Raw genomic sequence first — 12,712 nt, 5'->3', positions numbered from 1 at the left:
CTCACCGCACCAGGTGCGTCGGCTTGATCGGCAGGCCGGCGCCCGGCGGGCGGTAGACGGGCAGGGCCTCGCCGTACTCGTGCATCCAGGCGTGGTCGATCAGCAGCCGCATCCGCCGCCCGCCGGGCTCCGGCACGTCCGGCCGCCCGGCGTGGCCCGCATGACCGGCATGACCCGGGTGACCGGCGTGCCCGGCCGACAGCTTGGCCACCGCGTCGGCGACCAGGCCGGGGTCGGGCGGCGCCAGGTCGCACCGGTCGTCCGGCCCGATCAGCAGGTCCACCTCGGGCGGCAGCGGGTAGATCCACCTCGGCAGGCAGAGCACGCGGGGCGGCGGCGCCATCGGCAGCCCGTCGCCCACCGCCTCCAGCAGCATCGACCGCGCCGTCCGCCGCTCGAACAGCCCGTCGCCGAGCGCCCAGCTCAGCGCCCCCACGTCCGCCCGGTCCTCGCCGCAGGCGTGCAGGCACAGGTACGGCACCAGCGGGATGTCCGTCCCGCCCGCCGGCTGCGCCCACCCCTCGCGGCACCCGGTCAGCACCAGCAGCGCCAGCATCGCCCGGTAGGCCGTGTCGGCGTGCGGCGTCTCCAGCCGGCCGGGCACCACCATGCACCGCCCGCCCGTCTTCTCCGCCGTCACCCCCAGCTCGCGCGCGATCTTCAGCGCCCGCGACGCGGCCACGCCCGTGCACGCCTCCTGCCAGCCCGGCGTGTACGGCTCGTCCCGGTCGTCGTACCCCGACGGCCACCGGCCCGGCAGCCCCGGCCTGGCCACCCCGTACACCGCCAGCAGCAGGTCGAACACCGTCGTCACCAGCTGCCCGCCCTCGGACGCCGCCGGCACCCCGCGCCGCAGCACGTCCGGGCCCGCGTCGAACCGCGGCAGCGCCACCTCGACGCCGGCGGCCCCCTCCTCGCCGTACAGGCTCAGCCGCCCCGCCGAGCCCCCGTGCAGCCCGCCCGGCACCAGCGCGCCGCCGCGCTCGCGCAGCCGCACCAGCAGCGGCAGGTCGGTGCCCGCCAGCGCCTGCGCGGCGAACGCGGGCCGGTCCAGGTAGAACTCCTTGAGCAGCACGTGCCCGACCGCCATGGCCAGCGCCCCGTCGGCGCCCGGCCGCACCACCACCGTCTCGTCCGACAGGCGCGTCGGGTGCGGGCCGATCGCCACCACCTTCTGCCCCTTGTAGCGCCCGGCGATCACCCACGGGGTATCGGGGGAGCGTACGGTCCGGTTGTTCTCACCCCACAGCAGCACGTACGACGCGCGCGCCCAGTCCTCCGGGCGCGGCCCGCGATAGCCCGGCCCGAGCATCTGCGCGGGCGCGTTCGACTGCTCGGTCAGCACCGCGCCGCCGAGCCCCGCCACCAGCCCGGCCAGCGGCGCCGTCGCCAGCGCCGCCACCTGGTCCGCGCCGTGCTCGGACGCGGTGTGCACGATCGCGGCGGCGGCCAGCTCGGCGGCCGTGCCGTCGTCCAGCGGGACCCGCCGCCCGCCGCGCGCCCGGCGGTAAACCTCCGAGTTGGCTGTGAGTTCCGCCCAGGCGGCCACCGGGTCCCCCGGCCCCTCCCGTGCCTCGAAATAGAGCCTGACCAGCGCCTGGTTGACCTGCGATCCCCCCATGGAAAAAGTTCAGCACAGACAGTCATGTTCTGACGCCGTACGACCCGGCATGTCGGGGATAAGAATGTGGCAGCATGCGGGCGCGTACGGCACTCTAGATTCCGCCATGGAACACGCAGTCCTCACGGGGGTCGTCCTCGTCACCGGTGTCGTCCTCGCCCTGATCGCCCAGTGGCGAGACTGGCGGCCGTCCCTGCTCGTCGCGATCCTCGTCGGGATCGCGGTGCGGGTCCTGCTGCTCTTCACAGCGGCGACCGACACCCAGTGGCAGCCGGTCGACTACGTCAACAGCTTCCGCCCGGCCGGCGAGGCCGTGCTGCGCGGCGAGGATCCGGTGCTGGCCAGCAACGGCGGCTGGCACTTCCTGCCCACGATCCCCTACGTCTACGGCATCCTGCTCTGGCTCGGCATCCCGTGGGACTACGCCGGCCGCCTGGTCACCGTGGTCGCCGACATCGTGCTGATCCCGCTCGTGGCCAAGCTCGCCGGCGGCCCGAAGGCGTCGCTGCGCGCCTTCCAGTACGCGCTCAACCCGCTGGCCCTGCTGGTCGCCTCCATCCACGGGCAGGTCGAGCCGGTGGCGCTGGTGTTCGGCGTGGCCGCGTTCGTCGTCGCGCGCGGCCCCGGCTCGCCGCACCGGGTGGGCGTCACCGACGCCGCCGTCGGCCGGGTGCGCCAGGCCGTCTCCGAAGGCGGGCTGCGGGTGCTGCCGCGCATGGTGCTCCAGGCGCTGCGGCCCGGCCCCACGGACCGCGCCGACCTCAAGCGGGCCGCGCTGGCCGGCGTCCTCATGGGGCTCGCCCTGTGCGCCAAGAGCTGGCCCATCTGGCTGATCCCGGGCTTCCTGCTGCTGCTGCCCCACCTGCGCTCCCGGATCGTGGCGCTGTTCACGACCGGCGCGGTGCCGCTGTTCTTCCTGGTGACGCTGCCGGTGTTCGCCGGCACCGCGTTCGACCAGATCCCCGAGGTCATCCGCACCATCCAGTCGATCCGCCCGATCGTCGGCGAGTGGGGCTGGACCCCGCACTTCACCGGCGGCCACTGGGACCTGCGGCCCGACCTGGCGACGTTCGGCACCTACCTGATCTACGCGTGCGTGGTGGCCGCGATCCTGGTCTGGCGGCGCGCCGACCCGATCGACATGACGATCGCGATCCTGCTCATCTTCATGGTCGTCACGCCCCGGCTCGGCGCCCAGTACCTGCTGTGGTTCATGCCGTTCCTGGTCGCCAGGCCGACCCGGTTCGCCTGGCCGGCGATCCTCGGCGTCTCGCTCTGGTCGGCCTACGGCTACATCTACATGACGCAGTACAGGGGCGAGGCGTGGGGCGTGCTGCACGCCGACTGGTCGCGGGCCTCGATCGTGCTGCTGCCGGTGCTGCTGCTGGCCATGCCGTGGGGCCGGCGCAAGCCGCAGGTGCCCGGCCTGACCGGGCCCGCCACTCCGGCGGGCCCGGGCGGCCTCACCTCAGCCGGTCGTACAGGGTGATCCACTGGTCGGGTCGCACGTACCCGACCACGGTGTCGCGGGCCACGCCCGCCGCGGCGAGCGCCGCGTCCACGCCCTCGTAGCGTGTCCGCAGCGAGGCGCGCAGCGACCCGCCCACCCCGCTGAAGCCCAGCTCGACCAGCGCCTGATAGTCGCGGCGCGAGCCGGCCAGCGGCTCCGGCCTGCGCTCGACGCGCAGGATCGCCGAGTCGACCGACGGGACCGGCCGGAAGCTCTCCCGGCCGATCCGCTCGCCCAGCCTCCAGTCGAACCACGGCCACGACTCGACCGTGACCAGGCTCCAGCGGCCGTAGTCGCCCGTGCGCTTACGGGCGTACTCCAGCTGGGTGAGCAGGGTCGCCGAGGTCAGCCCCGGCGCCCGCAGGCACCAGTCGACGATCCTCGACGTGACCGCGTAGGGGATGTTGCCCACGACCGCGAACGGCTCGTGTGGCGCGCGGGCCGCCGTGAAGTCGCCCCGGACCACGTCGATCCGCGGATCGTCGCGCGTCCGGGAGGCCAGCCTGCCGGCCAGCCGGGGGTCGATCTCGTAGGCCGTGACCTGGGCCCCGGCCTCGGCCAGCGCCAGCGTGAGCGCGCCCTCGCCCGCCCCGGGCTCCAGGACGGGCCCGGCCGGTGCGGCGGCCTTGACCACCAGCTCCAGGGCATGCCTGTCGACCAGGAAGTTCTGCGACAGCTCGCGCCGCGCCCGATCCCGGGGCGTGCGGCCGCCGCCGGAGCTCCTGGCCTTCTTCTGGGTGTGTGAATAGTTTCCGTGCGCGAAGTTCTGCGCCACAGCTTTCGCCCTCTCGGGTCTTCGAGTCGATGGGAGGCTCGAAGGGCCCCGGGCGCGCCGCGGACGCGCTCAGTCGTCCGCTAGCGGGCCAGAGGCCGGCTGCGGCGCATGCGCATGTAGACGGTGCCGAACATGCGGCTGATGCTAGGAAGAGCCGCCCCCGCGCGGCAACCGATTAAATCCGCTTTGAGCTGGCATTGAAGTCCCTGAGGTATTCCTTGGCTTATGGACCGTCCGGCCAGGGTGCTCGTCGTCGACGACGAACCCAACATCCGCGCCCTGCTCTCGCAAACGCTGCGCCTGGTCTCCTTCGAGGTCAGGACCGCCGAGACCGGCGCCGAGGCGGTGGCGGCCGCCCGCGAGTTCGACCCCGACCTGGTGGTGCTCGACGTCATGCTGGCGGACATCGACGGGTTCGAGGTCGCCGGGCGGCTTGGCGAGCGCGTCCCGGTGCTGTTCCTGACCGCCCGCGACGCCGTCGAGGACCGGGTGCGCGGGCTGACGCTCGGCGCCGACGACTACGTGACCAAGCCGTTCAGCCTGGAGGAGGTCGTGCTGCGGATCCGCGCCATCCTGCGCCGCAGCCGCACCCCGGCCCCGCCGGACGACGTCCTGCGCTACGCCGACCTGGAGCTCGACGCTGCCGCCCACGAGGTGCGGCGCGGCGGCGTCCCGGTCGAGCTGTCGCCCACCGAGTTCAACCTGCTGCAGTATCTGATGGCCAACGCCGGCCGCGTCGTCAGCAAGGCGCAGATCCTCGACAGCGTCTGGCGCTACGACTTCGACGGCGACTCCAGCATCGTCGAGTCGTACGTCTACTACCTGCGCAAGAAGATCGACCGGTGGGAGCCGCAGCTCATCCACACCGTGCGCGGCTTCGGCTACACGCTCAGGACGCCCCGGTGAGACCCGCCACCTGGACGCTGCGCACCCGCCTCGTCATGGCCGTCCTCGCCCTCACCGCCGTCGCGCTCGTGCTGGCCAACGTGTTCGGCATCACGCTGCTGCACAACACCATGGTCGGCCGGGTGGACAAGGAGCTCACCGGCCTCAGCAAGATCAGCGGGGAGCGGGTCCAGCCGTCGGGGGCGGTCGTGAAGAGCGGCGTGCTGGCCAAACGGTTCGCCAGCCAGCTCCGCATCCTCGTCTTCGCCGCCGACGGCAGCGTCATCGCCCAGACGCCCGGCGCGGGCAGCCCCGGCCCCGCGATCGAGACGTTGCGGGTGGGCGCCCCGTACACCGTGCCCGGCACCACCGGCGCGTCCTGGCGGGTGCTCGTCACCCCGTCGCCCGACGGCACCGTGTGGGTGGTCGCCCAATCGCTCGCCGAGGCCGAGCAGGTCAGGACCTCCAGCATCGCCATCGCCACCGCCGTCAGCGCGCTCGTGCTGCTCCTGCTCGGCCTCGCCGGCGACGCCCTGGTACGCCTCGGCCTGCGCCCCCTGACCCGCATGGAGCGCACGGCCGGCCACATCACCCGGGGCGACTTCGCCAGCCGCGTGCCCGCCCCCGACCCGCACACCGAGGCCGGCCGCCTCGGCGCCGCCATGAACGTCATGCTCGACCGCGTCGAGTCGGAGATCGCCGCCCGCACCGCCTCCGAGGCCCGCATGCGCCGCTTCCTCGCCGACGCCTCCCACGAGCTGCGCACCCCCCTCACCTCCGTACGCGGCTTCGCCGAGCTCTACCGCCGGGGCGGCGGCGACACCGGCGAGATGATGGGCCGCATCGAGGACGAGGCCGCCAGGATGAGCGTCCTGGTCAACGACCTGCTCACGCTCGCCCAGCTCGACGAGGAACGGCCGCTGGACCGGAAGCCGGTCGACCTGCTGGCGGTGGCGGCCGACTCCATCCGCGACGCCCGCGCCCGCGTCCCCGACCGGCAGGTCAGGCTGGCCGGCCTGGGCGGCGCGCTGGCCCCCGTCTCCGCCCTGGGCGACGAGGCCCGGCTGCGGCAGGTCGCGGCCAACCTCATCGGCAACGCCCTCACCCACACCCCGCCCGAGGCCGCCGTCACCGTCCGCGTCGGCAGCCGGGCCGGGCGGGCCGTGCTGGAGGTCGCCGACACCGGCCCCGGCATCGCGCCCGAGCACGTCCCCCACCTGTTCGACCGCCTCTACCGGATCAGCCAGGGCAGATCCAGGTCCGACGGCGGCAACGGCCTGGGCCTGGCCATCGTCGCCGCCATCGTGCGCGCCCACGGCGGCAGCGTGGACGTCGACACCGCGCCGGGCCGGGGCGCCACGTTCTCGGTGCTCCTACCTGGTTCCCAGGCGGCTCCCAGCCCGCTCTGATCCGCACCCGCCACCGTCGGGGGCATGAGACGAACACTTCTCACCGCGGCCCTGCTCGCGCTGGCCGCGGGATGCGGGACGCAGCAGCCCGCCACCGGCGTCGCCTCGGTGTCGAGCGCCTCGGCCGCGCCGACGGCCTCCGCCTCCCCGGCCGCCACGGCGGACCCGGAGGAGCAGGGCAGGAAGTTCGCCGCGTGCATGCGCGAGCACGGCGTCGACATGCCCGACCCCGAGCCGGGCGGGAACGTGCGCGTGATCGGCAAGGCCCAGGCGGGCAAGGCGGAGTTCGAGAAGGCCATGGCCGCCTGCCGATCGCTGGCCCCGTTCAAGGACCGCGGCGAGCTCACCCCCGAGGACGAGGAGCGGATGCGCGCCTTCGCCAAGTGCATGCGCGACAACGGCGTGGACATGCCGGACCCGGAGCCGGGCAGCGGCCTCAGGCTCAAGGCCGACGGCCGGATCGACCCGGAGGACCCCGCGTTCCGGAAGGCGATGGACACGTGCCAGGACCGGCTGCCCCGCAACGGGAAGCGGAAGTGACCAGGATGGCCCGCACACCGGAACCCCTGCCGAGGCCCCGGCGGTCGCTGGTGCGCCCGGTCGCCTGGACCGCGGGCGCCGCCCTGCTCGCCGCGGCCGTCACGGCCGCCGCGCTCGGCTTCGGCGGCGACGCCACCGGCCCGGCCGCCGCCGTCCGCACCCCGCCCGCCACCGCCACCGTCACCAGGACCACCCTCACCGAGACCAAGACCGTCGACGGCGCCCTCGGCCACGGCCCCGCCACGACCGTCACCGCCAAGGCGCAGGGCACGATCACCTGGCTGCCCGCCGAGGGCGCCACCATCACCCGGGGCCGCGCCGTCTACAGCGTCGACGCCGACCGCCGCCCCCTCCTCTACGGCGCCATGCCCCTCTACCGCACCCTCCAGGACGGCGTCGAGGGCGCCGACGTCAAGCTCCTGGAACGCAACCTGGCCAAGCTCGGCTACACCGGGTTCGACGTCGACGACGCCTACACCTGGGCCACCCGCGAGGCCGTCGAGAACTGGCAGGAGGACCTCGGCCTCGACGTCACCGGCCGCGTCGAGCCCGGCGACGTCGTCGTGGCCGGCGGACCCCTGCGCGTCGCCGAGCTCAAGAAGGCGCTCGGCGACAGCGCGGCCGGCCCCGTGCTCACCGCCACGGGCACCACCCGCCGGGTGCTCGTCGACCTCGACGTGGCCGACAGCCACCTGGTGCGCAAGGGCATGCCCGCCACCGTCGAGCTGCCCGACGGCACCGAGGTCGACGGCGAGGTCACCGCCGTCGGCCGCGTCGCCGAACAGAGCGGCGACGCAGACGACACCGCGACCACGGTCGAGGTCGAGGTGTCGGTGTCCGGGCTGAAGAAGACCTACGACAGCGCCCCCGTCGAGGTCACCGTCGTCGCCCGGCAGCGCGAGAACGTCCTGGCCGTCCCCGTCGGCGCCCTGGTCGCCCTCGCCGAGGGCGGCTACGGCGTCCAGGTCGTCGAGGGCCCCGCCACCCGCTACGCCGCCGTGGAGACCGGCATGTTCGCCGACGGCCAGGTCGAGGTCACCGGCATCGCCGAGGGCGTCACCGTGGCGGTGCCCACGTGATCGCCGAGCTGACCGACGTGCGCAAGGAGTACGGCGACGTCGCCGCCCTGCGCGGCGTCACCATGAGCATCGGGCACGGCGAGCTCGTCGGCATCGTCGGGCCGTCCGGGTCCGGCAAGTCGACCATGCTCAACATGCTCGGCACCCTGGACCGGCCCTCCGCCGGAACCGTCCGCATCGCCGGGCACGACGTCGGCACGCTCGGCGACAGGCAGCTGTCGGCCCTGCGCGCCAACGTCATCGGCTTCGTCTTCCAGCAGTTCCACCTGGCCGCCGGGGTCCCGGCACTGGACAACGTCGCCGACGGCCTGCTCTACAACGGGCCCGCGCTGCGCGAACGCCGCGACCGGGCCGCCGAGGCGCTGGAGCGCGTCGGGCTCGGCCACCGGCTCGGCCACCGCCCGCACGAGCTGTCCGGCGGCGAACGGCAGCGGGTCGCCATCGCCCGCGCCGTCGTCGGCGACCCGGGCCTGCTGCTGGCCGACGAGCCCACCGGCAACCTCGACTCCCGCTCCGGCGCCGGCGTCATGGACCTGCTGCGCGAGCTCAACGCCACGGGCACCACCGTCGTCGTCATCACCCACGACCGCGACATCGCCGCCTCGCTGCCCCGCCAGGTGGAGATGCTCGACGGCCGGATGCTCGACGGGGCACGCCGGTGAACGTCCTGGAAAGCCCCCGCATGCGCCCCCGCGACGTGATCAGGACGGGCGGCTCCGGCCTGCGCGCCAGACCGCTGCGCGTGTTCCTGTCGGCGCTCGGCATCGCCATCGGCATCGCCGCCATGCTCGGCGTCGTCGGCATCTCCGCCTCCAGCCGGGAGGACCTGAACCGGCAGCTCGCCGCGCTCGGCACCAACCTGCTCACCGTCGCCCCCGGCCAGACGCTCTTCGGCGCCGACGCCCACCTGCCCGCCGAGGCCGAAGGCATGATCGGCCAGATAGGCCCGGTCACCTCGGTCACCGCCACCGGCCGCACCCCGGCCAAGGTCTACCGCAACGAGCACATCCCGGAGAGCGAGTCGGGCAGCATCTCCGTCCTGGCAGCCCGCCTCGACCTGCCCGCGGACGTGAACGCCGCCCTCACCACCGGCGTCTGGCTCAACGAGGCCACCCACCGCTACCCGGCCGTCGTGCTCGGCGCCAAGGCCGCCGACCGGCTCGGCGTCGTCCAGGCCGGCCCCGACCAGCGGGTCCGGCTCGGCGGTCAGTGGTTCACGGTCGTCGGCGTGCTCGCCCACGTCCCGCTCGCCCCCGAGCTCGACACCGCGGCCCTGGTCGGCTGGCCCGTCGCCGAGGAGCGGCTGGACTTCGACGGCTACCCGACCACGATCTACGCCAGGGCCGGCGAGCCGTCGGTGACCGCGGTGCGCGACGTGCTCGCCGCCACCGCCAACCCGCGGGCGCCGAACGAGGTCGAGGTGTCCAGGCCGTCGGACGTGCTCGCCGCCAAGCAGGCCACCGACGCCACGCTCAACGCCCTCCTGCTCGGCCTCGGCGGCGTCGCCCTCCTGGTCGGCGGCGTCGGCGTGGCCAACACGATGGTCATCTCGGTGCTCGAACGCCGCGCGGAGATCGGCCTGCGCCGCTCGCTCGGCGCCACCCGGGGCCAGATCAGGCTGCAGTTCCTCGCCGAGTCGCTGCTGCTGTCGGCCATCGGCGGCGTCGGCGGCGTGGCGCTCGGCATCCTCGTCACCGCCGCCTACGCGAGCCTCCAGGGCTGGCCCGCGACCGTGCCCGCGTGGGCGATGGCCGGGGGAGTGCTGGCCACGCTCGTCATCGGCGGCGTCGCCGGCTTCTACCCGGCGGTCCGCGCCGCCCGCATGTCCCCCACGGAAGCGCTGGCCGCTCCCTGACGAGGCCGATTCGTACAAGAGAACCATGCGGCCGGTGGCGTACCGTCGGCCGCATGGACGTTCTCGACCGTGCGGCCGGCTACCTGCGGCTGCACGCCAGACTCATCGACAGGCTCAGGTTCGAGGCGCTGTTCGCCGGCGGCTCGCGCGAGCGGGTGGCCGGCGCGCTGCGCGCCTACCAGAACCCCGACGGCGGCTTCGGCCACGCGCTGGAGCCCGACCTGCGCGGCGCGGGCAGCCAGCCGCAGCCCGTCGAGGTCGCCTTCCGGCTGCTGGACGAGCTCGACGCGTTCGGCGACCCGATGGTGGCCGCCGCCTGCGACTACCTCGCCGCCGTCAGCACCCCCGAGGGCGGTGTCCCGTTCATGCTGCCCACCGGCGAGCCGCGCGCCCCCTGGTGGCAGACGCCCGACGACCCGCCCGCCGACCTCAACCCCACCGCCCCGCTCGCGGGCCTGCTCCACAAGCACGGCGTCACCCACCCGTGGCTCGGCCCCGCCACCGCCTTCTGCTGGTCGCGGATCGCCCGGATCACCGACAAGGCCGAGCAGTACGAGGCGCGCGCCGTGCTCACCTTCCTCGAACACGTACCCGACAGGGAGCGGGCGCTCGCCGAGTTCACCCGGCTCAAGCCCGCGCTGCTGGCGGCGGTCTCCCTCGAACCCGACCAGCCCGGCCACGTGCACTACCCGCTCGACTTCGCGCCGGAGCCGCTCACGCTGCCCCTGTTCGAGGCCGCCGTGCTGGAGCGCCACCTGGACGTGATGCTGCGCGACCAGGACGACGAGGGCGGCTGGGCGCCCAACTGGGAGATGTGGACGCCGCTGGTGCGGCACGAGTGGGGCGGCTACATCACGGTGGCCAACCTCAACACCCTGCGGGCGTACGGACGCCTCTGAAGTTCTGTCGGTGCCCGTGCGTAGCCTGGGGGCATGTACGCGGAACGGGCTCCGGAGCCGGCCCTTGCCGATCGCGTGGCCTGCCTGTGGCGGCAGGCCAGCGAGGACGACCGGGCACAGCTGGTGGTGCCCGACGGCTGCGTCGACCTGATCTGGGGCCCCCGAGGGCCGTTCGTGGCCGGGCCCGACACCCGGCCCGCCCCGGTCGCGATGCGGGCCGGCGACCGGTTCGCCGGCGTCCGCTTCAAGCCGGGCGCCGCCGGCGACGTGTTCGGCGTGCCGCTGTCGGAGCTGCGCGACCAGCGCGTCCCGGCCGCCGCGCTCGACGCCCTCGCCGGGCTGCCCGCCGACCCGCCGGACGACCCCCTCCGGGTGCTGCTCGCGGTGGTGCAGACGCGGCTGCGCCGCACCGCCGCCCCCGACCCGTCCGTCCCCGCCATCGCCGCCCGCCTGCGCACCGGCCGCACGGTCGCCGAGACGGCGTGGGACCTCGGGCTCAGCGTCCGCCAGCTCCACCGCCGCTCCCTGACCGGCTTCGGCTACGCGCCCAAGACCCTCCAACGCGTCGTACGGTTCCAGCGCGCGCTCAGGCTGACCCGGGCCGGGGTCCCGCTCGCCGACGTCGCCGCCCGCGCCGGCTACGCCGACCAGGCGCACCTGGCCAACGACGTCAAGCGGCTGAGCGGCGTCACGCTGCGCCGCCTGGTGCCCACCGGCTGACAGTTCTACCGGGCTACCGGGGGAGGCTCGCGGGCTTGCTGGAGATGAGCGCCCCCGCCCACTCCGCCCGCGGGTCGCTGTCGATCAGCAGCGCCCTGACCAGCAGGCTCAGCGGGATCGCGAGGATCGCGCCCAGCGGCCCCAGCACGAACGTCCACAGGATCAGCGACAGGAACGTCATCGTCGTCGACAGCCCCACCGCGTCGCCGAGGAACTTGGGCAGGATGAACGACTGCGTCACCACGTTGATGGCCCCGTAGGCGGCGACGACCAGCAGCATCTCCTTCACCCCGCCGTGCAGCAGCGCCAGCAGCGCGGGCGGGATCAGGCTCAGCACGAAGCCGATGTTGGGGATGTACATGCCGATCATCGCCAGCACCCCCCACAGGAGCGGCAGCGGCACCCCGATGAGCGTGAGCGCGATGACGTCCAGCACGGCGTTGAGCAGCCCGAACACCGTCGAGACGATCAGGTAGCGGCGCGTCTTGTGGGTGAACCCGGCCAGCGCGATCACCAGCCCCCGCCGGCGCCCCTCGCCCGCCGCGAGGATGCGCGAGGTGATCGGCGCGTCCAGGCACATCGCCAGCAGCAGCACCACGATGAGGAACAGGCTCGACAGCACCCCGATCACGCCGCCCAGCAGGCTCTGCGCGATGCCGAGCAGCCGCTCGGGGTCGAAGCTGTCGAAGGCGCGGTCGATCTGCGCGTCGCTGATGCCGTGCGCGACCGCGAACCGTTCGGCGTCGCCCAGCAACTGGCTGAACTTCCCCGCGTACGAGCTGATCAGGGTGGTGAGCTGCACCGCCGACACCGTCAGCACCGCGGCCATCCCGAGCAGCACCAGCACGAGGATGAGGAACGGCACCGCCACCTGGATCCAGACGGGCGCGCCGTGCCGGGCGAGCCACCCGCGCAGTGGTGACACCGCGATGACGAGAACCAGGGCCAGGATGACCGGCCCGGCGATGGAGGCCACTTCGCGGATCCCGAACAGTGCGATCACCGCGCCGGCGATCCCCATCAGGACGATGAGCGCTCTGGGCACCGGCTGATCATTCACGCGGGGTTCCTACCCCTGCCCTTGGGAACACACCGCCGCGCGCCGCCGATTTGACGGTTGCGGGAGCCGTACATAGAGTTCACCAGTCCCGCGAGGACGGTGTGATCACCGGACTCGCCCAGGGCACCTCCTCCAACCACCTCCGGTCCGTGGATGCTTCACGTCCACGGGGCGCCGATTCGACAAGAGTCGGAGTTCGGAGTACGTTAGAAGGGTTGCTCCGGAGACGGGGCGGTCGAAATTCCCGCAGGTCGAGCGAGTCCGGTCAATTTGACAGAGACTTGAACGGCTGAAAGAATTAAGACACAACGAAATGAGCGCCTCTCGCAGGACTGGGGAGCAAGCGTCCGTTTCTTGAG

12 protein-coding genes are annotated in these 12,712 nt (G+C 73.7%); 9 read left to right on the top strand and 3 right to left on the bottom strand.

Annotated features, from left to right (window positions below; all coding sequences use genetic code 11):
- Position 1: 1 nt before the first annotated feature.
- Positions 2-1,621 (bottom strand): molybdopterin-dependent oxidoreductase, encoded by a 1,620-nt coding sequence (locus tag AB0G11_RS32070; RefSeq protein WP_357590359.1) that lies wholly within the window; start codon positions 1,619-1,621, stop codon positions 2-4.
- Between the two features lie 106 nt (positions 1,622-1,727).
- Here AB0G11_RS32070 and AB0G11_RS32065 point away from each other — a divergent pair, with 106 nt between their 5' ends.
- Entirely contained in the window at positions 1,728-3,110 is a 1,383-nt protein-coding gene (locus AB0G11_RS32065) for a hypothetical protein (protein WP_357590357.1), read from the top strand.
- Here AB0G11_RS32065 and erm read toward each other — a convergent pair.
- Entirely contained in the window at positions 3,085-3,906 is an 822-nt protein-coding gene (gene erm, locus AB0G11_RS32060) for an ErmE/ErmH/ErmO/ErmR family 23S rRNA (adenine(2058)-N(6))-methyltransferase (RefSeq protein ID WP_357590355.1), read from the bottom strand. The two genes, AB0G11_RS32065 and erm, sit on opposite strands and share 26 nt — an antisense overlap.
- 225 nt (positions 3,907-4,131) lie before the next feature.
- Between erm and AB0G11_RS32055 the strand changes: the two genes are divergently transcribed.
- The 8 genes from AB0G11_RS32055 to AB0G11_RS32020 are packed head-to-tail and all read left to right on the top strand — an operon-like array spanning position 4,132 to position 11,293.
- On the top strand, positions 4,132-4,812 hold the full coding sequence (locus AB0G11_RS32055; protein WP_219517227.1) for a response regulator transcription factor: 681 nt from the start codon (positions 4,132-4,134) through the stop codon (positions 4,810-4,812).
- A complete protein-coding gene (locus tag AB0G11_RS32050; protein ID WP_357590353.1) occupies positions 4,809-6,200 on the top strand; it encodes an ATP-binding protein in 1,392 nt (463 codons plus the stop codon). The genes AB0G11_RS32055 and AB0G11_RS32050 overlap by 4 nt, the downstream gene beginning before the upstream one ends.
- Before the next feature lie 24 nt (positions 6,201-6,224).
- Positions 6,225-6,740, top strand: a complete 516-nt coding sequence (locus AB0G11_RS32045; protein WP_357590351.1) for a hypothetical protein — start codon at positions 6,225-6,227, stop codon at positions 6,738-6,740.
- Positions 6,741-6,745: 5 nt separating this feature from the next.
- Positions 6,746-7,819: a peptidoglycan-binding protein gene (locus AB0G11_RS32040; RefSeq protein ID WP_357590349.1), complete on the top strand. Its 1,074-nt coding sequence runs from the start codon at positions 6,746-6,748 to the stop codon at positions 7,817-7,819.
- Positions 7,819-8,481, top strand: coding sequence for an ABC transporter ATP-binding protein (locus AB0G11_RS32035; protein ID WP_308126161.1), 663 nt, complete (start codon positions 7,819-7,821; stop codon positions 8,479-8,481). The genes AB0G11_RS32040 and AB0G11_RS32035 overlap by 1 nt, the downstream gene beginning before the upstream one ends.
- Complete coding sequence (locus AB0G11_RS32030) at positions 8,478-9,674, top strand: ABC transporter permease (RefSeq protein ID WP_357590347.1); 1,197 nt, start codon at positions 8,478-8,480, stop codon at positions 9,672-9,674. The genes AB0G11_RS32035 and AB0G11_RS32030 overlap by 4 nt, the downstream gene beginning before the upstream one ends.
- Before the next feature lie 53 nt (positions 9,675-9,727).
- The gene (locus tag AB0G11_RS32025) at positions 9,728-10,573 is read left to right on the top strand and encodes a hypothetical protein (RefSeq protein ID WP_219517223.1); all 846 of its coding nucleotides are present in this window, start codon (positions 9,728-9,730) and stop codon (positions 10,571-10,573) included.
- 33 nt (positions 10,574-10,606) lie between these two features.
- Positions 10,607-11,293, top strand: a complete 687-nt coding sequence (locus AB0G11_RS32020; RefSeq protein WP_357590345.1) for a DUF6597 domain-containing transcriptional factor — start codon at positions 10,607-10,609, stop codon at positions 11,291-11,293.
- A gap of 13 nt (positions 11,294-11,306) precedes the next feature.
- Here AB0G11_RS32020 and AB0G11_RS32015 read toward each other — a convergent pair whose 3' ends face one another.
- On the bottom strand, positions 11,307-12,353 hold the full coding sequence (locus AB0G11_RS32015) for an AI-2E family transporter (protein ID WP_357590343.1): 1,047 nt from the start codon (positions 12,351-12,353) through the stop codon (positions 11,307-11,309).
- Positions 12,354-12,712 lie beyond the last annotated feature (359 nt).

Source organism: Nonomuraea sp. NPDC023979 (assembly GCF_040639085.1).
GTDB classification, from domain to species: domain Bacteria; phylum Actinomycetota; class Actinomycetes; order Streptosporangiales; family Streptosporangiaceae; genus Nonomuraea; species Nonomuraea ceibae.
Note: the sequence above shows the minus strand (reverse complement) of the source record. Positions and strands in the feature narration are given on the sequence as shown.

Coding starts and splice junctions, on each gene's coding strand:
- AB0G11_RS32040 (WP_357590349.1), top strand. CDS start 6,746: ATGGCCCGCACACCGGAACCCCTGCCGAGGCCCCGGCGGTCGCTGGTG.
- AB0G11_RS32065 (WP_357590357.1), top strand. CDS start 1,728: ATGGAACACGCAGTCCTCACGGGGGTCGTCCTCGTCACCGGTGTCGTC.
- AB0G11_RS32070 (WP_357590359.1), bottom strand. CDS start 1,621: ATGGGGGGATCGCAGGTCAACCAGGCGCTGGTCAGGCTCTATTTCGAG.
- AB0G11_RS32025 (WP_219517223.1), top strand. CDS start 9,728: ATGGACGTTCTCGACCGTGCGGCCGGCTACCTGCGGCTGCACGCCAGA.
- AB0G11_RS32045 (WP_357590351.1), top strand. CDS start 6,225: ATGAGACGAACACTTCTCACCGCGGCCCTGCTCGCGCTGGCCGCGGGA.
- AB0G11_RS32055 (WP_219517227.1), top strand. CDS start 4,132: ATGGACCGTCCGGCCAGGGTGCTCGTCGTCGACGACGAACCCAACATC.
- AB0G11_RS32020 (WP_357590345.1), top strand. CDS start 10,607: ATGTACGCGGAACGGGCTCCGGAGCCGGCCCTTGCCGATCGCGTGGCC.